Consider the following 16,823-nt stretch of genomic DNA (forward strand, 5'->3'; position numbering starts at 1 on the left):
TCCTGTCGGACGGTTGATGCGTCCTAGCGTGGATCGTCGTCGTTGTCTTCGTACTCGATCTCGGCGAACATCTCGCGCAGTGACCGGGCTCGGTCCTCGCGGAACACGCCGCGATCATGCAGTAACAGATCCAGTGAGGCATCGAGGGGCTGGCTTGGGCGCGATGGCATCAGGTGGAACGTATACATGCGGCGCTGGTTCAACTGGCGCATGTAGTGCATCAGGTGTCTCATGGCCTCTCCTTGCATGTGCTGCCCGGGCCGGCGTGGCCTGGGCAAGGTTATGATTATACGCTTGGGGTTTGCGGGGGTACCGAGTTGTCAGAAGATATTGGAAGCGGCCGACCGACGGTCGTGGTCGTGGGGGCCGGTCCGGCAGGATTGATGGCGGCAGGTGATCTTGCGGCTGCCGGGTTTGCCGTGGAAATATTTGATGCCATGCCTTCGCCCGCCCGCAAGCTGTTGCTGGCCGGGCGTGGTGGACTCAACCTGACCCATACCGAGCCCAGGGCCAGGTTCGAACAACGCTACGAACCTTCGACGCAAGTGTCGGCCTGGCTCGATGTCTTCGATGCCGAAGCCTTGCGCAGTTGGGCGCATGGGCTGGGGATCGAGACTTTCGTAGGCTCATCGGGCCGGGTGTTTCCGGTCGGCATGAAGGCTGCACCCTTGCTGCGCCAATGGCTGGCCAGGCTGGCCGAGGCCGGTGTCGTGCTGCACAGGCGGCATCGCTGGCTGGGCTGGGACGAGACCGGTGCATTGCAATTCGATACGCCAGACGGACCGCGCAGCGTGCAGCCCCGCGCCGTGGTTCTGGCGCTGGGCGGCGGCAGTTGGCCGCGCATGGGCTCTGATGCTGCATGGGTGCCCCTGTTGCAGGAAAAAGGTGTCGAGATTTCGCCATTGCTGGCATCCAATGCCGGCGTCAATCTGGACTGGAGTGATCATTTCAGGCAATTGCATGCCGGCCAGCCGCTCAAGGGTATTGCGCTGTCGGTGCAGGATCCTGCCCTGGCCCCTGCCTGGCGGCGGGGAGAGTGCATGGTGACACGTCATGGTCTGGAGGGCGGGCTGATCTATGCCCATTCAGTCAGTATCCGTGAGGCCCTGCAGCAGAATGGTCGCGCCCGGATCTGGCTGGACCTGCTGCCGCAACGCGATGCCGCCTGGGTGGCAGCAGAGGTGGCACGGCCGCGTGGCGCACGTTCTTGGTCATCGCACCTGCAGAGCCGGCTGGGTCTCAAGGGAGCCAGGATGGCGTTGCTGCGCGAGCGCCTCAGTGCCGAGGTGTATGCCGATCCGGCGCGACTGGCGGCAGGCATCAAGGCCTTGCCGCTGCAGATCGTCTCGATGCGTCCCCTGGCGGAAGCCATCAGTTCTGCCGGCGGGGTACGTTTTTCGGCGGTGGATGCAGGTGGCATGCTGCATGCCTTGCCGGGTGTGTTCTGTGCCGGCGAAATGCTGGACTGGGATGCGCCGACCGGAGGCTATCTGCTGACCGCCTGCATGGCCAGCGGCAAGGTGGCGGCAGCAGGTGTGCGGGCCTGGCTGCAGCTCATGGCGGATGAGCGTCGTGAGATCGAGGAAGGAAAAACCGATTCCTGCTGATGCGGTGTTCGCCCAGATCGATGCCATGGATCTGGAAGATGCAGAATGATCTAAGCGAAGGCCCTGGTTTCCGGATATCAATCCGGAAACCAGGGCCTTGTGTATGGTCGGCTTTGGTTCTGATCAGGCCAGGCGTGTCAGCCAGCCGTAGCGATCCGGCGCACGCCCGTGCTGGATATCGGTCAGTTCCTGGCGCAATGCCAGGGTGACCTTGTCAGCAGGCGCATCAAGATCGCCCACGGCGAAGTCGTGTCCCTTGAGCTGGCCGATCGGCGTGACCACTGCAGCGGTGCCGCAGGCAAAGGCTTCAACGATGTCGCCGGATGCCACGCCTTCACGCCAGTCGTCGATGCTGATGCGACGCTCTTCGACGGCATGGCCGCGATCGCGTGCCAGCTGGATGATGCTGGCGCGGGTCACGCCTTCGAGGATGCTGCCCGACAGGGCTGGCGTGAGCAGTGTGCCATCCTTGCGCACCAGGAACAGGTTCATGCCGCCCAGTTCTTCCAGGTACTTGTTTTCCACCGCATCCAGGAACAGAACCTGCGAGCAGCCGTTGGCATAGGCTTCTTGCTGGGGCAGCAGCGAGGCAGCATAGTTGCCGCCGCACTTGGCGGCACCCGTGCCACCACGGCCAGCGCGTGTATAGTCGCTCGACAGCCAGATCGACACGGGTGCGACACCCTTGGCGAAGTAGGCACCTGCCGGACTGGCGATGACGTAGTAGGCCGCGCGCTGCGCAGCGCGTACGCCGAGAAAGCTTTCGTTGGCGATGGTGAAGGGACGCAGGTACAGGCTGGTCTCGGGCGCGGAGGGCACCCAGGCTTGATCGGCCTGGACCAGTTGGCGGATCGACTCCACGAACAGGTCAACAGGCAGTTCGGGCAAGGCTAGGCGATGGGCCGAACGCTGCAGGCGGGCACCATTGGCTTCGGGACGGAAAGTCCAGACCGAGCCGTCTGCGTGGCGATAGGCCTTCAGTCCTTCGAAGATTTCCTGGCCGTAATGAAGCACCGACGAGGCGGGATCGAGTTGCAGCGGGCCGTAGGGCTGGATGCGGGCATCGTGCCAGCCTTGTTCGGCGCTCCAGTCGATGGCGGCCATGTGGTCGGTGAAGTACTTGCCGAAACCGGGGTTGACGAGGATATCCGCACGTTCGCCGTCGGGGCGGGGGTGCGCAGTGCGCTTGATGCTGAAAGCCAGGGACGGCTGGGCGGTATCGGTACTCATGATGCGGTTCCGTCAGGAGATAGGGAGTAAACGTTTAGTGTATTCCAAACTGGAGGCTCAGGTGCGCTGTCGGCGCTGGGCCCGGCGCACGCGGATGAACTGGACCACGCCGGGCATGACCGACAGGATGATGATCGCGACGATCAGCAGGCTGAGATTGTTCTGCACGATGGGCAGATTGCCGAACAGGTAGCCAGCATAGACAAACAGCAATACCCAGAGCAACGCGCCGATCACGTTGTAGAGCAGGAATGTGCGGTAGTGCATCGAGCCCATGCCGGCCACAAATGGCGCGAACGTGCGCACGATGGGCATGAAGCGGGCAATGATGATGGTGGCTTTGCCGTGCTTTTCGTAGAACAACTGCGCCATCGTCAGATGCTTGCGCTTGAAGATGCGAGAGTCGGGGTTGCTGAAAAGAATATGGCCGAAGTGCTTGCCGATGGTGTAGTTCACGGCGTCGCCGGCAATGGCTGCGACCAGCAGCAGCGCGGCAATCAGGTGGACATTGAGTGGCGTGTCCGGCAGGGCGGACAGTGCACCCGTGACGAACAGCAGGGAATCGCCCGGCAGCAGCGGCGTGACGACCAGCCCGGTCTCGCAGAAAATGATCAGGAACAGGATCGCGTAGATCCAACTGCCATAGGATGCGATGAGTTCGGGAAGGTGGACGTCGATATGCAGAATGAAATCGAACAACTGCATGAAGAAATCAACGATTTGCATGGAAGCGCGGAGGTGGGAGAATGAGGGGATCGGATACCAATGGAGCGTACGCGATGCAGTTTTCCGAATTATCGCTGGATCACAGGACAGCACTGGAGCAGGCGAGTCGCTTGCTGGGCGAAGGGCAGGGCCATGAGGCGGATGCGCTGTTGCATGTCGGTGTCGAGCAAAGCATTATTGTGACAGGAAAAGGCGCTGCTTTGGAAACCTTTGTGCTGGCGGGGGCCGGTGCCGACGCACTGGCCCGGCGCTGGCGAGGCGGCTGGCCGGATGCCGGGCGGATGGAGCAGGCCATTGCCGATGTTGAGGACAGCATCATGGCCACGCCTGCCGAGCCGGCGGGTGGTGGCATCTTGCTGTATCACGGCAGTTGTACCGCACAGATGCTGGCAATGATTGGCCTGTCGACAGAGGATCAGCAGACGGCGGCAATACCGCGCGAGCGCATCGAACTGTGGTTTGGCGATCTGGCTGCGGCCATCGAAGGCAGTGTCACGGCCGGTCGAGGGTTGCCCGAGGATGGGCAATTCGCGGCGACGCTGCTGGTTATGCGCGAGTGCATGCATCATCTGGACTACGGTACGTTGTGGGTCGTGTCCTGACGGGATGCCTGCCCGGCAGCCAGCTTATGCGATTTAGCCAGGCTGCCGTGGCTTGTACGGCTTTCTTACGCTGCAGGCAGCATGTGTTCCTTGAGGATCACAGCGCCGATCACGATGAGCAGCACGCCGCCCAGGATTTCTGCCTGTCTCCCGGCCAGCTTGCCGAGTACACGTCCCAGCAGCACACCCAGGGTCGTCATGATGAACGTGGCCATGCCAATTGCGATGGCAGCCGGAATGATCGGCACATCCAGGAAAGCCAGTCCCACGCCGATGGCAAAGGCATCGATGCTGGTGGCGATACCGGTTACGGCCAATACCCAGAAAGGATGGCGTTGCAGTACCACAGGTTCGCCCGAGGCCGGGCGTGCGCCCGACAGGATCATGCGACCACCCAGGAAACACAGCAGCACGAAGGCGATCCAGTGATCCCAGTGGCTGACGTATTGGGCTGCAGTCTGGCCCAGCAGCCAGCCCAGCAAAGGGGTAATGAATTCGATGACACCGAAAATCAGGCCGATGCGCATGGCTTCGCGCAGACCGGGGCGGTTCAGTGCGGTGCCTTTGCCGATGGCGGCCGCAAAGGCATCCATCGACATGCCGAAGGCCAGCAGGGTGACGGGTAAGGTAATCATGAGGGTGCTTCCTGGTCTGGGGCGGATACCACGACACACCGCGCCCCTGACCGGTAGCTCGGTACGCCGATGGTCTCGCCAAGCCGGACTGCTGCCCATGCCATGATGCATCGAGGTGCATCAAGTATGTTGACATGGGCGCTTTCAATGCTGAAAGCAGGCTACTCCCCATAAGACAGCTGAAGTGTAGCATGCCCTTCCGCTGTTTTTGCAATAGCCTGCAAATTATGCGGAAATAGGCATGATTTAAATCAAATTGACCGATCTTAAAAGCAAATGAGCTGGAGTCTCATTTGCACGTATAGCTTTTGCTCTACTCGCCGCCAGACCGCATGGCGTCTGGATCGGCGTATTTTCGTGTTACCTCAGTTTCCTTCAAACCAGTTCAATACGCCATCGAGGCCGGCGTGATCCAGCGCATAGGCGGCTTGCGCCCTGACAACGGGCTTGGCGCGCCAGGCGACCGAAAATGCGGCCTGCTCCATCATCAGCAGATCGTTGGCACCATCCCCCATGGCGATAACCTGATGGCGTTCGGCCCCCAGTCGGGTGGCCAGTGCCAGCAGGTGGCGTGCCTTGGCGGCACCGTCGAGAATGTCGCCCAGCACGCGCCCGGTCAGTTTTCCATCGATGATTTCCAGTGTGTTGGCATGGGTTTCGTCCAGCCCCAGGCGCTCCTGCAGGCGCTCGGTGAAAAACGTGAAGCCGCCCGATACCAGCAGGGTCTTCAGGCCTGCCGCACGCGCACCTGCCAGCAGGTTTTCCGCGCCGGCGTTCAGGCGCAGGCGTTCTACGTAGACACGCTCCAGGATGCTGGCAGGCACGCCTTCGAGCAGCGCCACGCGCCGTGTGAGGCTATCGGAAAAGTCCTTGATCTCGCCGCGCATGGCAGCCTCGGTAATGGCCTTGACCTGATCGCCGCGTCCCGACAGGGCAGCGATCTCATCGATGCATTCGATGTTGATCAGGGTGGAGTCCATGTCCATGGCCAGGATGCGGCAGCTGGCCAGGCTGCGGCCTGCGGGGATGAAGGCAAAGTCCAGGCTGCGCGTGGCACACCAGTCGCGGATCTGCTGGCGCGTGTCGGCATCATGTTCGACATCGAGCAGGCGTACCGCCGTGGCATTGATGCGCTGCGCACCCTGTGCGCTGGCGAGTGCGGCGGCGTGTTCGGCCAGATTGTGATCGAGCCCGGGGGCCTGGATGACGAGATGGTGAGCAGTGGTCATGACGGGACGGATGACTTAAAGGGGGGAAAGGGCCTGTATGACATCAAGAATGGCGCGTACGCGATCCTTGATGTTGGGCGCGGTCAGTTCGATGCGCAGCTTCTCCTGCCCGGAGAAACGGATGTGGCGTCGTTTCTGCACCAGTTCGATCAGGATCACAGGATCGATGGGCGCATCCGGGCGGAACTGGATCAGGGCCTGGCTTTCGCTGGCATCGATGCGGATGATGCCCAGTGGCTGGGCGGCGATGCGCAAGCGGTGCGTGGCGATCAGGTTCTCGGCGGGCGGTGGCAGTTTGCCGAAGCGGTCGATCAGTTCTTCCTGCAGGCGCAGCAGGTCATCGTGATCCGCAACGTGCGCCAGTCGCTTGTACAGACCCAGCCGTGCCGGGATGTCGGCACAGTAATCCGCCGGCAGCAGGGCGGGCGCGTGCAGGTTGACTTCGCAGGCAGCCGCAAAGGGTGCATCCAGGTCCGGCTCCTGCCCCGATTTGAGGGCACGCACGGCTTCGTTGAGCATGTCGGTGTACATTGAGAACCCGACTTCCTGGATATTGCCCGATTGTGATTCGCCCAGGATTTCACCTGCGCCCCGGATTTCCAGATCGTGCATGGCCAGATAGAAGCCGGAACCCAGTTCTTCCATTGCCTGGATCGCTTCCAGCCGCTTCTTGGCATTGCCGGTAATGGCATCTTCGCCGGGTGTCAGCATGTAGGCATAGGCTTGGTGGTGGGAGCGGCCGACACGTCCGCGCAACTGGTGCAATTGAGCCAGGCCGAACTTGTCGGCGCGATGGATGATGATGGTATTGGCGCTGGGCACGTCAATGCCGGTCTCGATGATGGTGGTGCACAGCAGCACATTGAAGCGTTGCTGGTAGAAACCCTTCATCACGGCTTCGAGTTCGCGTTCAGGCATCTGGCCGTGGGCGACACCGATACGGGCTTCGGGCACCAGCTCTTCGAGACGGGCGCGACGATTGTGGATGGTCTCGACTTCGTTGTGCAGGAAATAGGCCTGGCCGCCCCGCTTGAGTTCACGCAACAGGGCTTCGCGGATAGTGCTGCCATCTTCGCGCCGTACAAAGGTCTTGATCGCCAGCCGTTTTTGGGGGGCTGTGGCAATGACCGAGAAATCGCGCACGCCTTCGAGCGACATGCCCAGGGTGCGGGGAATGGGGGTAGCGGTCAGGGTCAGGACATCGACCTCGGCCCGCAATGCCTTGAGGGCTTCCTTCTGACGTACGCCGAAACGGTGTTCTTCATCGATGATGACCAGCCCGAGCCGCTTGAAGCGAATGTCTCGAGACAGGATCTTGTGCGTGCCGACCACGATATCGACGGTGCCGTCGTTGATGCCTTCAATGGCGGCCGAGATTTCCTTGGTGGAACGAAAGCGTGACAGCTCGACGATCTTGACCGGCCAGTCGGCAAAACGGTCTGCCAGGGTCTGGGCATGTTGCTCGGCCAGCAGCGTGGTCGGACACAGCAATGCCACCTGCTTGCTGTTGGCGACGGCGAGGAAGGCCGCCCGCAGCGCCACTTCGGTCTTGCCGAAGCCAACGTCGCCGCAGACCAGCCGATCCATCGGTTGGCCGGATGTCATGTCATGGATGACCGCTTCGATGGCGGCTGCCTGGTCAGGCGTTTCCTCGAAGCCGAAACCTTCGGCAAAGGCCTGGTAGTCGGACAGCGGCAGATTGAAGGCGTAGCCTTCGCGGGCGGCACGTCGGGCGTACAGGTCCAGCAGTTCGGCGGCGGCATCGCGTGCCTGTCGGGCTGCCTTGCGGCGCGACTTTTCCCACTGGCCCGAACCCAGATTGTGCAGCGGTGCCGCTTCGGGATCGGCACCGCTGTAGCGGGAAATGACATGAAGCTGCGAGACAGGAACGTACAGCGTGCTGCCCTGGGCATATTCCAGGTGCAGGCATTCCATTTCTCCGGAGCCCAGATCCAGGTTGACCAGCCCCTGGTAGCGGCCGATGCCATGCTGCACATGGACCACGGCATCGCCGGGGCGCAGTTCGGAGAGGTCACGCACCATGGCATCGACGCTACTGGTGCTTTCCTCGCTGTGCCTGTTGCGACGACGTGTACCCCCGGCCTGGCTGGGATAGAGATCGTTTTCGGTCAGGAACAGCAGCGAACCGCCATCCAGCCCGAAACCCGTCGTCAGTGGCGCGACCGTCAGGCCGAAAGTAGAGGGTGCCTGCAGGAAGTCATGCAGCGCATCGGTCTGTATCTGTGGTGCCAGATTATGGCCTGCCAGCATCTGGGCAAGCGTTTCCCTGCGTCCGGCGGAGTCGGCGCACAACAGAATGTGCTGGTCGTGATCCAGTGCGCGATCAATGAGTTCGCGCAGCCTGAGCAGCGGATCGGCGGCACGGTGCTGTACCGAGACATCGGGCAGGGCGGAAAAACCGGCCGCAGGTGCCGCGCCAGCTTCGTCGGCAGCCAGCACTAGGCGGCCAAAGCGCTTGAGCAGGGTGTGGAAGGCCTCGCTGTCGAGAAATAGATCGCCAGGTGGCAGGATGGGGCGTTCGCGGTCGCTCTTGAGAAACTGGTAGCGGCTCTGTGTGTCGGCTCCGAATCTCAGGATGGCCCCTTCGGCGTGTCCCAGGGAGACCATCATGGCCTGATCATCGAGATAGTCGAACAGGGTGGCCGTCTGGTCGAAGAACAGCGGCAGGTAGTATTCGATGCCCGCAAAGGCGATGCCGTGACCGACATCACGATATGGCACGGCCTTGGACGGATCGCCTTCGAACACTTCCCGGAAGCGGCTGCGGAAATGTGTGCGTGCGGCTTCGTCGAGCGGAAACTCGCGGCCCGGCAACAACTGGACTTCCTTGACCGGATAGATGCTGCGCTGGGTGTCGATATCGAAGCTGCGGATGCTTTCGATCTCGTCGTCGAACAGATCCAGTCGGTAAGGCAGGGCCGAGCCCATCGGGAACAGGTCGATCAGGCTGCCGCGGATGCAGAACTCACCGGGCGCGGTCACCTGGGTGACGTGCTCGTAGTTGGCCAGCGTGAGCTGGTCGCGCAGGGCCTGCTCGTTGAGTTTGTCGCCCTGACGAAACGAAAACGTGTAGGCGGCCAGGAATGCGGCCGGTGGCAACCGGTACAGGGCGGTCGTGACCGGTACGGTCAGGATATCGACCTCGCGACGCATCAGCGCGTGCAAGGTATGCAGTCTTTCCGAAACCAGATCCTGGTGTGGCGAGAAGCCATCGTAGGGCAGGGTTTCCCAATCAGGGAACTGGCGCACGCGCAGGCCAGGCTCGAAAAGTCGGATTTCGTCGGTCAGCCGTTGCGCGTCGCGCGGGTCTTCGCACAGGACGACCATCAGCTTGCGGCGCTGCTGGCCCAGCTTGGCCAGCAGCCACGCATCACCGGAACCGGGAGGCCGGGGCTGTATGTGACGCGTGCCTGGCTTGAGCGTACACAGGGTATCCAGGCCGGGAAGGGAAGGGGCAAGGGCGTGAGTCTGCATCAGGGCTGGAATTATAATGCGACGCGCAGGTATGATTGCGGCATGATACAGACAAGCATGAGCGAAGGGCGCATCATCGCCCTGGTGCCGGCGGCCGGCGTAGGGGCGCGGGCATTGAGGCCGGACGAACCGGCCCGACCCAAGCAATACCGCCTTCTCGATGGGCAGGCAGTATTGCGGCGCACCGTGCTGGCACTGCTGGCGGAACCCCGCATTGCGGCTGTGCGGGTCGTAGTGGCACCCGATGATGCCCTGGCGGCAGAGGTGCTGGCTGGCTTGCCACGGACTGAATGCCTGCCGTGCGGTGGCGCAACCCGGGCCGATACGGTAGAGCAGGGACTGTTGCAAGGCGACTGGCGCGAGGGTGATTGGGCCCTGGTGCATGATGCGGCCAGGCCCGGCTTGCCGTTGGAGGCCTTGGCCCGCCTGATCGATACCTGTCTGGCGGCAGGTCGAGGCGGACTGCTGGCGCTGCCCGTAGCCGATACGGTCAAGCGCGAGGCATTGCCCGAAGGCGGGGCATTGACCGCACCCGCTGCGCCTTCGGTGGCAGCTACATTGCCTCGCGAAGGGCTATGGCTGGCGCAGACGCCACAACTCTTTCCGGCCGCGCAACTTCTGCAGGCGCTGCAGCAGGCACGCCTGTCAGGCCTGCTGGTAACCGACGAGGCCTCCGCCGTCGAGGCCCTGCAGGTCCAGCCTCTGCTGGTACCGGGGGCCATGGCCAACATGAAGCTGACCTGGCCGGCTGATTTTGAATGGATGGAAAAATGGATATCCTGAATGTGCCTTTCCGTGTCGGACAAGGTTTCGATGTACATGCGCTGGTTGAAGGTCGTCCGCTGATCATCGGCGGCGTCACGATCCCGCATACCCACGGACTCAAGGGGCACTCCGATGCCGATGTCCTGCTGCATGCTCTGACCGATGCGGTGCTGGGTGGTGCGGCTCTTGGAGATATCGGGCGGCATTTTCCCGATACGGATCCGGTTTATGCCGGTGCCGACAGCCGGGTACTGTTGCGCGCTGCCTATGCCAAAGTCAGGGAAGCAGGCTGGCAGGTGGTGAACATCGATGCCACTATTCATGCCCAGGTACCCAAGATCAGTCCGCATGCGCCCGCCATGGTGGCGAATATCGCGGCAGATCTCGGCATCCCCGAGTCGGTCGTGAATATCAAGGGCAAGACCAACGAGCACCTAGGGTTCCTGGGCCGCAAGGAAGGGATTGCGGTCACTGCGGTGGCCTTGCTGGCAAGGCAGGCATAGCCTGCCGCTGTCCAGCGCGGAATGTGGAATGACATCAAAATTGATATAATTGAATTTGATCTATATCAAAGAAGAAAAGTAGTGCGTGTGCTTGCGCGGTAGCGCGCCGTGGCAGTGCCACCACTCAAATCCGTCATGCCACATTTTTCCCGCCGCAGCATGCTGCTTGGCAGTGCTGCTCTGGTCACGACTGCTGCCCTTGGTCCCTGGCACAGGGCCGTTGCCTTCACTGCTCCCGTTTCTGTTCAGCCAGACCCCGAGTTCATGGTGCTCTCCCGGTTGTTGGTCAATCACAACCTGAGAGATGATGTGGGGGCCAGGATGGCCGCCCATGCTCGCAAGACCTTTCCCGGCTATGTGCAATCTGTTGCCGATATCCTGACCCTGGCGCAGGCGCGCGAGGCTGTCAGGGTCGAGGATTTCTTTGATGGCATTCCCGAAGGCGAGACGCGCGATCTTGCCTACTGGATCATTGCTGCCTGGTACAGCGGTATGTCCGGTGCCACCAATGATGCCGAAATGTTCGCCTACGAACATGCCCTGACTTTTCAGGTCACACGCGACGTCGTGCCGATTCCTTCATACGGATTTACCGGTCCCAATCGCTGGGATCTGGACAACGTGCCTCTCGCACCCATTCCTCATTTCTGATCCCGCACAGGGAATCTCGATATGGCCAATACGCATAGCGCTGACGTTGTGATCGTCGGCACGGGCATCGTGGGCCTCACGATTGCCGAACAATTGATAGATGCAGGCATTGGCGTGCTGATGCTGGAAGCCGGTCCGCGTATTTATCGCGACGAAGTGGTTGCCAATTTTCGCAATATGCCGCTGTCCAACAAGGGCAGTGCCAACTCTGTCTATCCGCCGCGGCCCTGGGCACCGCATCCGATGCCGGGCGACGATTACCTGCAATTGTCGGGGCCGGACAAGTATGACCAGACCTATATTCGGTATGCAGGCGGTTCCACATGGCATTGGGCGGGTACAAGCTGGCGCCTGACGCCGGAAGACATGCGGTTGCATTCGCTGTATGGCGTCGGGCGTGACTGGCCATTCGACTACAGCGTGCTCGAACCCTATTATGTGCGTACCGAATATGCCATCGGTATCTGTGGCTCTGACGATCCGGCCCAGCAGTGGCCGCCGGTGCCGCGTTCCCAGCCCTATCCGATGCCGGCACTGCCGCTGAGTCCCGGGGAGGCGAAGTTTACCGACGTGGTGCGTGAGCGCCTTGGCCTGCACAATATTCATGTCGCCCAGGCCCGCAACAGTGGCGGCCCGTATCATGGTCGACCAGCCTGTTGTGCCAACAACAATTGCGTGCCGGTCTGTCCGATCGGTGCCAAGTACGATGGCGAGACGGCGCTCAACCGGCTCGAACGCAAGGGTGTCAGGATTCTCTATGATGCCGTTGCCTGTCGCATCGAGAGCGGCGAGGGTAATCGCATCACGGCTGTTCATTACCTGGATCCGGAAAAGCAGAGCCACCGTGTCACGGGCGGGCACTTCGTGGTGGCATGCAATGGCCTGGAAACGCCCAAGCTGCTGTTGATGTCGGCGGATTCGCGCAATCCCAATGGCATTGCCAACAACAGTTCTGATCAGGTCGGTCGCAACATGATGGACCACCCGCAGATATCCCTGACCCTGACCACGACGGAGCCATACTGGACCGGTGCCGGCCCGGTAGTGAATTCCGGCATCATGGAAACCTCCCAGGGCGCATTCCGCTCGGAACATGCAGGGGCTTATTTTCGTCTCAACAATTTCGGGCGCAATCGTTTCGTGACCTTCAATGCACTCAAGAGTGGCAAGGTGGGGCAAGCGCTCGACGAGGAAATCCGCCGCCTCGCCGGCTGTACGGCGAATCTGGTCATTGCACACGAGATTCTGCCTGATGCCGATAACCGACTGACCCTGTCCGACAAGAAAGATTGGCTGGGCTTGCCCAAACCTGCCATCCACTACGATGTCGGGGAATATACGCGTCGCTCGGCAGAGCGCTATTCCGTGCCGCTGGCCCGCAGGATTGCCGAGGCCATGGGTGCGGTGGACATCAAGATTCCTGCCGGTTTTGCACAAAGCAAGCACATCATGGGCGGCACCATCATGGGGCTGGATCCTGCTTCATCGGTGGTGGATGCGGACTGCAGGGCGCACGATCACGAAAACCTGTTCATTCCCGGCGGTGGTGCCATGCCTTCAGTGGCCTGTGGCAATTCGACGATCACGATGGTGGCGCTGGCGATCAAGGCCTGTGATGCACTGATCGCACAGGTACGTAACGCGTGAGGCTTATCATCATGAAAAAACAGTTTTCCAGCCTGGTTGCCGGCCTGTCCTGTACGTTGGTCATGATGATGGCCACGCCTGTCATGGGGCAGCGGTTTTCCGAGGAAATGATCAACCAGGGCCGTTATCTGGCGACGGCATCCGATTGCATTGCCTGTCATACCAGCGACAAGCGCAAGCCGATGGCAGGCGGGCATGCCATCGATTCTCCAGTCGGCCGCATCGTGGCGACCAACATTACACCGTCCAGGACTTTCGGCATCGGCAACTACACCGAGCAGCAGTTTGCCGATGCAGTCCGCCTTGGGGTGCGGGCCGACGGTGCGCGCCTGTATCCGGCCATGCCCTATACCGCCTTTTCCTACATCACGGATGAGGATATCCATGCGCTGTACGCATATTTCATGGAAGGCGTGAAACCGGTTGATGAGCCGACCGAGCCGACTGAGCTGCCATTCCCGATGAATATCCGGGCCAGCATGATTGGCTGGAATTTTCTGTTTGCCAATACCAGGCCTTTCGAGCCGGATGCCGCAGAGTCCGAGCTCTGGAACCGTGGCCGTTACCTAAGCGTGGGGCCTGGGCATTGCGCGACCTGCCATACGCCACGCGGATTCACGATGCAGGAAAAAACCGGCAAAGCCTTGCAGGGCGCACATGTGGGAGCCTGGTTTGCCCCGGATATTACCTCGAGCAGTGTCAATGGGATCGGCAGCTGGTCTGTCGAAGAGCTGATGACCTACCTGGCAACCGGGAGGTTGGAAGGAAAGGCTCAGGCAGCCGGTCCGATGGCAGAGGCGGTCACGCACAGTTTCAGCCGATTGCGCGAGGATGATTTGCGAGCGATTTCGACCTATATCCTGTCCGTGCCGCCCAGCGATCCCATTCCTTCCGTGACGGAAAACCGCTTCGATCATGGTGGTCCGGGCGACCTCCTGGTTGATTTTCGTGGAACGTCTTATGAGGATGGAATGCGGTTGCCGGGCTTGGGGCGAGGTGCGCAGATATACTCCGCCAATTGCGCTTCCTGCCACGGCTACGAAGGACAGGGCACGCGGGATGCCTATTATCCAAGTCTTTTTGGCAAATCCATCACGGGGGGCACAAGCACCGCAAACCTGATTGCCGTGATACTCAATGGTGTGGAACGGGAAACACCGCAGGGCGGACATGTATTCATGCCACCGTTCGGTGACCAGGACAATGCCATGGTGCCACTCGACAATGACGAGATCGCTGCGTTGTCCAACTATATTTTTACGTTTTATGGCAATCCTGGGTTGTCGGTCACGCCTGCAGAGGTGCAAGTGATCCGTGACGGCGGGCCGAAGTCCGATATCGTCCTGATTGCCAGGATTGGATTGGCTGCCGGTGTGCTGGTGGTGCTGGGGCTTGGTGTATGGCTGTTCAGGAGGCGTCGCGCCAATTGGGGTTGAGGCTCCCGGCATTGCTGGCGCTTTGATTGGGACGGTGATTGCCAGTATGGTCATCACCGTTTTTGTATGAAGACCTGTGTGTGGCTGGTCTTGGACTATCAGGCAGCGGGCAATTCGATCCGCGCCAGCAGCCCACCGCCTGGGTTGCTCAACAGCTTGAGGCTGCCCCCTGCATGCGTCAGCAGGCGTTCCACGATGGCCAGGCCGAGCCCTGCGCCACTCACGCCGGTGCGAGCAGACTCTCCGCGAGAGAACGGCCGCAGCAGGCGCTCGATGTCGTCCGGGCGAATACCCGGCCCCTGGTCGCTGACGTCCAGGATGAGGCGGTTGCCTTCACCCTGCAGGCTGACCTTGATCTGCATCTGGCCATCGGCGTTGCGACCATAGCGACGGGCATTTTCAATCAGATTGCTGACGGCGCGGGTCAAGTCCAGGGGAGACACGCGGGCAAACAGGCCCGGAGAAATGGAAGACCTCAGCTCGCCACCTAGCGTGGCAGTATGGCTACGCTCGCGTTCCAGCATTTCAGAGAGGATGGTCGAGACATTGCTGGCCTCGCTAGGCTGCAGGCTGGGCGGCCGGGCATACTCCATCAACTGGCCGATGCTGTGGTCGATCTGTGCCAGATCATCATCGATGGCGGCGCGTGCCTCTTCGGAGATGCCGCTCATCTCGATTTCAAGGCGCATGCGCGTCAGTGGCGTGCGCAGATCATGCGAAATCCCGGCCAGCATGATTTCCCGGTCGGTCTGGGTCTGCTGGATGTCGCGTGCCATGCGATTGAAGCTGGTATTGAGATCGCGGATTTCCTTGGGGCCGGTTTCCGGCAGCATGGCCGGAGCATGGCCGCGCGAGAGGATCTGCGCTGCCTTGGCCAGGCGTGACAGCGGCCGGTTGACGAATCCCACGCTGACAGCGGCACCGATCAGCGACAGCAGCAGTGCGGTCGCGCCCCAGCCGACCCATTCGATACCCCGGCTGGGTTCTATCTGCTCACGCTCGAAAACTAGCCAATAGGCAGCGTCATCGACCTGAAAGCCGACCCAGAACCCGGGGATGCTGTTGACGGTCCAGGAAACATAGGTGTCGGGGCCGTAGCGTTCGCGGATATTGGAGGCGACGCGCAGCCAGAACTCGTCATTGGGGATGGGTTGGGCGAAATCGGTGGTGTTGCGAGGATAGACCTGGATGCCTTCGTTGGTGGCCAGATCGAGCAGCAACTGGCTGTGATCGCTGTCTGGAATATGTGCCAGGGCTGTGCGGGTGATGTTGATGGCGGTTGCCACGCGCTGCGCCATCTGGCTGGCTCGCGGGCCGACTTCCATGCTGAAGAATACCTGCAGCCAGGCCAGAAGGCTGACCAGCATCAGGGCGACCAGCAGCAGAAAAGTACGTCCGAACAGGCCGATATTGGCGTGCGCCCGGGCGCGATTCAGTATATTCGGCATCTGTGCAGGAATGAGTATCCCGACGCAGGTGCGCCGGGAGTGTCAGACGTTGTATGTGTCAGACGCCGCCGTCTGGCACAAAGACATAGCCCAGACCCCAGACGGTCTGAATGAAGACCGGCTTGGATGGGTTGGGTTCGATCAGCTTGCGCAGACGCGAAATCTGCACGTCGAGGCTGCGGTCGAAGGCTTCGTATTCACGGCCGCGAGCAAGCTCCATCAGCTTGTCGCGTGAGAGCGGGATCTTGGGATGGCGGGCGAAGACCTTAAGCACCGAAAATTCACCGGTGGTGATGGGAATTTGCTCGCCGTCCTTGCTCAGCGTGCGGGTGGACAGATTGAGGGTGTAGGGACCGAAAACGATGGATTCGTTTTCCTGGCTGGGGGCACCGGGATGTTCCTCGGTGCCGCGACGACGCAGGATGGCATTGATCCGGGCCAGCAGTTCGCGGGGGTTGAAAGGTTTGGACAGATAGTCGTCGGCACCCATTTCAAGACCGACGATGCGGTCGATTTCCTCGGCCTTGGCCGTGAGCATGATAATAGGCGTATTATCATGCCCACCGCGCAGGCGGCGGCAGATCGACAGGCCGTCTTCGCCGGGGAGCATCAGATCCAGCACGAGCAGGTCGAAATGCTCACGTTGCCAGAGCTTGCCCATTTCCTTTGCGTCTTCGGCCACGAACACGGTAAAACCCTGTTCGGACAGATAGCGGCGCAGCAGATCGCGCAGACGGGGATCATCGTCAACGATGAGGACTTTGCGTGCGGGAGGTGTGTTTTGTGTGCTCATGGGCCAAATGTAACAGCGGTCCAAAACGTGCGCTAGGCCTGCGTCGCAATATCTTA

Annotated in this window: 15 protein-coding genes and 1 riboswitch; of the genes, 7 read left to right on the forward strand and 8 right to left on the reverse strand. The window is 61.1% G+C overall.

Annotated elements, in window-relative coordinates; translation table 11 throughout:
• Positions 1-23: 23 nt before the first annotated feature.
• Positions 24-233: a hypothetical protein gene (locus tag DD235_RS03220; protein ID WP_146193404.1), complete on the reverse strand. Its 210-nt coding sequence runs from the start codon at positions 231-233 to the stop codon at positions 24-26.
• Between the two features lie 84 nt (positions 234-317).
• Here DD235_RS03220 and DD235_RS03225 point away from each other — a divergent pair, with 84 nt between their 5' ends.
• Positions 318-1,607, forward strand: coding sequence for a TIGR03862 family flavoprotein (locus tag DD235_RS03225; protein ID WP_275667540.1), 1,290 nt, complete (start codon positions 318-320; stop codon positions 1,605-1,607).
• 123 nt (positions 1,608-1,730) lie between these two features.
• Here DD235_RS03225 and DD235_RS03230 read toward each other — a convergent pair whose 3' ends face one another.
• Both DD235_RS03230 and DD235_RS03235 read right to left on the reverse strand, forming a co-directional pair.
• On the reverse strand, positions 1,731-2,837 hold the full coding sequence (locus tag DD235_RS03230; RefSeq protein ID WP_109060580.1) for a branched-chain amino acid aminotransferase: 1,107 nt from the start codon (positions 2,835-2,837) through the stop codon (positions 1,731-1,733).
• A 57-nt stretch (positions 2,838-2,894) separates the two neighbouring features.
• Positions 2,895-3,563 carry a DedA family protein gene (locus DD235_RS03235; protein ID WP_109060581.1) on the reverse strand — a complete coding sequence of 223 codons (669 nt, stop codon included), beginning with the start codon at positions 3,561-3,563 and terminating at the stop codon, positions 2,895-2,897.
• A gap of 53 nt (positions 3,564-3,616) precedes the next feature.
• Between DD235_RS03235 and DD235_RS03240 the strand changes: the two genes are divergently transcribed.
• Positions 3,617-4,165: a hypothetical protein gene (locus tag DD235_RS03240; RefSeq protein ID WP_109060582.1), complete on the forward strand. Its 549-nt coding sequence runs from the start codon at positions 3,617-3,619 to the stop codon at positions 4,163-4,165.
• Positions 4,166-4,230: 65 nt separating this feature from the next.
• Here DD235_RS03240 and mntP read toward each other — a convergent pair whose 3' ends face one another.
• From mntP to mfd, 3 genes are all read right to left on the reverse strand, one after another.
• Positions 4,231-4,800 carry a manganese efflux pump MntP gene (mntP, locus tag DD235_RS03245; RefSeq protein ID WP_204524181.1) on the reverse strand — a complete coding sequence of 190 codons (570 nt, stop codon included), beginning with the start codon at positions 4,798-4,800 and terminating at the stop codon, positions 4,231-4,233.
• 10 nt (positions 4,801-4,810) lie between these two features.
• Positions 4,811-4,983: riboswitch (yybP-ykoY riboswitch) on the reverse strand.
• 182 nt (positions 4,984-5,165) lie between these two features.
• On the reverse strand, positions 5,166-6,029 hold the full coding sequence (gene serB / locus DD235_RS03250; protein WP_109060583.1) for a phosphoserine phosphatase SerB: 864 nt from the start codon (positions 6,027-6,029) through the stop codon (positions 5,166-5,168).
• Between the two features lie 15 nt (positions 6,030-6,044).
• The gene (mfd, locus tag DD235_RS03255) at positions 6,045-9,524 is read right to left on the reverse strand and encodes a transcription-repair coupling factor (RefSeq protein ID WP_109060584.1); all 3,480 of its coding nucleotides are present in this window, start codon (positions 9,522-9,524) and stop codon (positions 6,045-6,047) included.
• A 57-nt stretch (positions 9,525-9,581) separates the two neighbouring features.
• Between mfd and DD235_RS03260 the strand changes: the two genes are divergently transcribed.
• From DD235_RS03260 to DD235_RS03280, 5 genes are all read left to right on the forward strand, one after another.
• Positions 9,582-10,307, forward strand: coding sequence for an IspD/TarI family cytidylyltransferase (locus DD235_RS03260; RefSeq protein WP_109060585.1), 726 nt, complete (start codon positions 9,582-9,584; stop codon positions 10,305-10,307).
• Positions 10,304-10,792 (forward strand): 2-C-methyl-D-erythritol 2,4-cyclodiphosphate synthase, encoded by a 489-nt coding sequence (ispF, locus tag DD235_RS03265; protein ID WP_109061001.1) that lies wholly within the window; start codon positions 10,304-10,306, stop codon positions 10,790-10,792. Before DD235_RS03260 ends, ispF begins: the two co-directional genes overlap by 4 nt.
• A 135-nt stretch (positions 10,793-10,927) precedes the next feature.
• Entirely contained in the window at positions 10,928-11,443 is a 516-nt protein-coding gene (locus DD235_RS03270) for a sugar dehydrogenase complex small subunit (RefSeq protein ID WP_109060586.1), read from the forward strand.
• 21 nt (positions 11,444-11,464) lie between these two features.
• Positions 11,465-13,090 carry a GMC family oxidoreductase gene (locus DD235_RS03275; RefSeq protein WP_109060587.1) on the forward strand — a complete coding sequence of 542 codons (1,626 nt, stop codon included), beginning with the start codon at positions 11,465-11,467 and terminating at the stop codon, positions 13,088-13,090.
• 11 nt (positions 13,091-13,101) lie between these two features.
• Positions 13,102-14,526, forward strand: coding sequence for a cytochrome c (locus tag DD235_RS03280; RefSeq protein WP_109060588.1), 1,425 nt, complete (start codon positions 13,102-13,104; stop codon positions 14,524-14,526).
• A 98-nt stretch (positions 14,527-14,624) separates the two neighbouring features.
• On the opposite strand, the gene DD235_RS03285 is transcribed toward DD235_RS03280, so the two are convergent.
• Together DD235_RS03285 and ompR are read right to left on the reverse strand one after the other, a co-directional pair.
• Complete coding sequence (locus DD235_RS03285; protein WP_109060589.1) at positions 14,625-15,974, reverse strand: ATP-binding protein; 1,350 nt, start codon at positions 15,972-15,974, stop codon at positions 14,625-14,627.
• Positions 15,975-16,032: 58 nt separating this feature from the next.
• Complete coding sequence (gene ompR / locus DD235_RS03290; protein WP_109060590.1) at positions 16,033-16,767, reverse strand: osmolarity response regulator transcription factor OmpR; 735 nt, start codon at positions 16,765-16,767, stop codon at positions 16,033-16,035.
• Positions 16,768-16,823: the final 56 nt, after the last annotated feature.

The sequence above is a fragment of the Corticimicrobacter populi genome (genome assembly GCF_003123725.1).
Classification (GTDB): Bacteria; Pseudomonadota; Gammaproteobacteria; order Burkholderiales; family Burkholderiaceae_B; genus Corticimicrobacter; species Corticimicrobacter populi.

Excerpts from the sequence above, each read along its gene's own strand:
- DD235_RS03270 (WP_109060586.1), top strand. The coding sequence starts at position 10,928 with ATGCCACATTTTTCCCGCCGCAGCATGCTGCTTGGCAGTGCTGCTCTG.
- mntP (WP_204524181.1), bottom strand. The coding sequence starts at position 4,800 with ATGATTACCTTACCCGTCACCCTGCTGGCCTTCGGCATGTCGATGGAT.
- DD235_RS03230 (WP_109060580.1), bottom strand. The coding sequence starts at position 2,837 with ATGAGTACCGATACCGCCCAGCCGTCCCTGGCTTTCAGCATCAAGCGC.
- DD235_RS03280 (WP_109060588.1), top strand. The coding sequence starts at position 13,102 with ATGAAAAAACAGTTTTCCAGCCTGGTTGCCGGCCTGTCCTGTACGTTG.
- ompR (WP_109060590.1), bottom strand. The coding sequence starts at position 16,767 with ATGAGCACACAAAACACACCTCCCGCACGCAAAGTCCTCATCGTTGAC.
- mfd (WP_109060584.1), bottom strand. The coding sequence starts at position 9,524 with ATGCAGACTCACGCCCTTGCCCCTTCCCTTCCCGGCCTGGATACCCTG.
- DD235_RS03220 (WP_146193404.1), bottom strand. The coding sequence starts at position 233 with ATGAGACACCTGATGCACTACATGCGCCAGTTGAACCAGCGCCGCATG.
- serB (WP_109060583.1), bottom strand. The coding sequence starts at position 6,029 with ATGACCACTGCTCACCATCTCGTCATCCAGGCCCCCGGGCTCGATCAC.
- DD235_RS03275 (WP_109060587.1), top strand. The coding sequence starts at position 11,465 with ATGGCCAATACGCATAGCGCTGACGTTGTGATCGTCGGCACGGGCATC.
- DD235_RS03285 (WP_109060589.1), bottom strand. The coding sequence starts at position 15,974 with ATGCCGAATATACTGAATCGCGCCCGGGCGCACGCCAATATCGGCCTG.
- DD235_RS03240 (WP_109060582.1), top strand. The coding sequence starts at position 3,617 with ATGCAGTTTTCCGAATTATCGCTGGATCACAGGACAGCACTGGAGCAG.
- DD235_RS03235 (WP_109060581.1), bottom strand. The coding sequence starts at position 3,563 with ATGCAAATCGTTGATTTCTTCATGCAGTTGTTCGATTTCATTCTGCAT.
- DD235_RS03260 (WP_109060585.1), top strand. The coding sequence starts at position 9,582 with ATGAGCGAAGGGCGCATCATCGCCCTGGTGCCGGCGGCCGGCGTAGGG.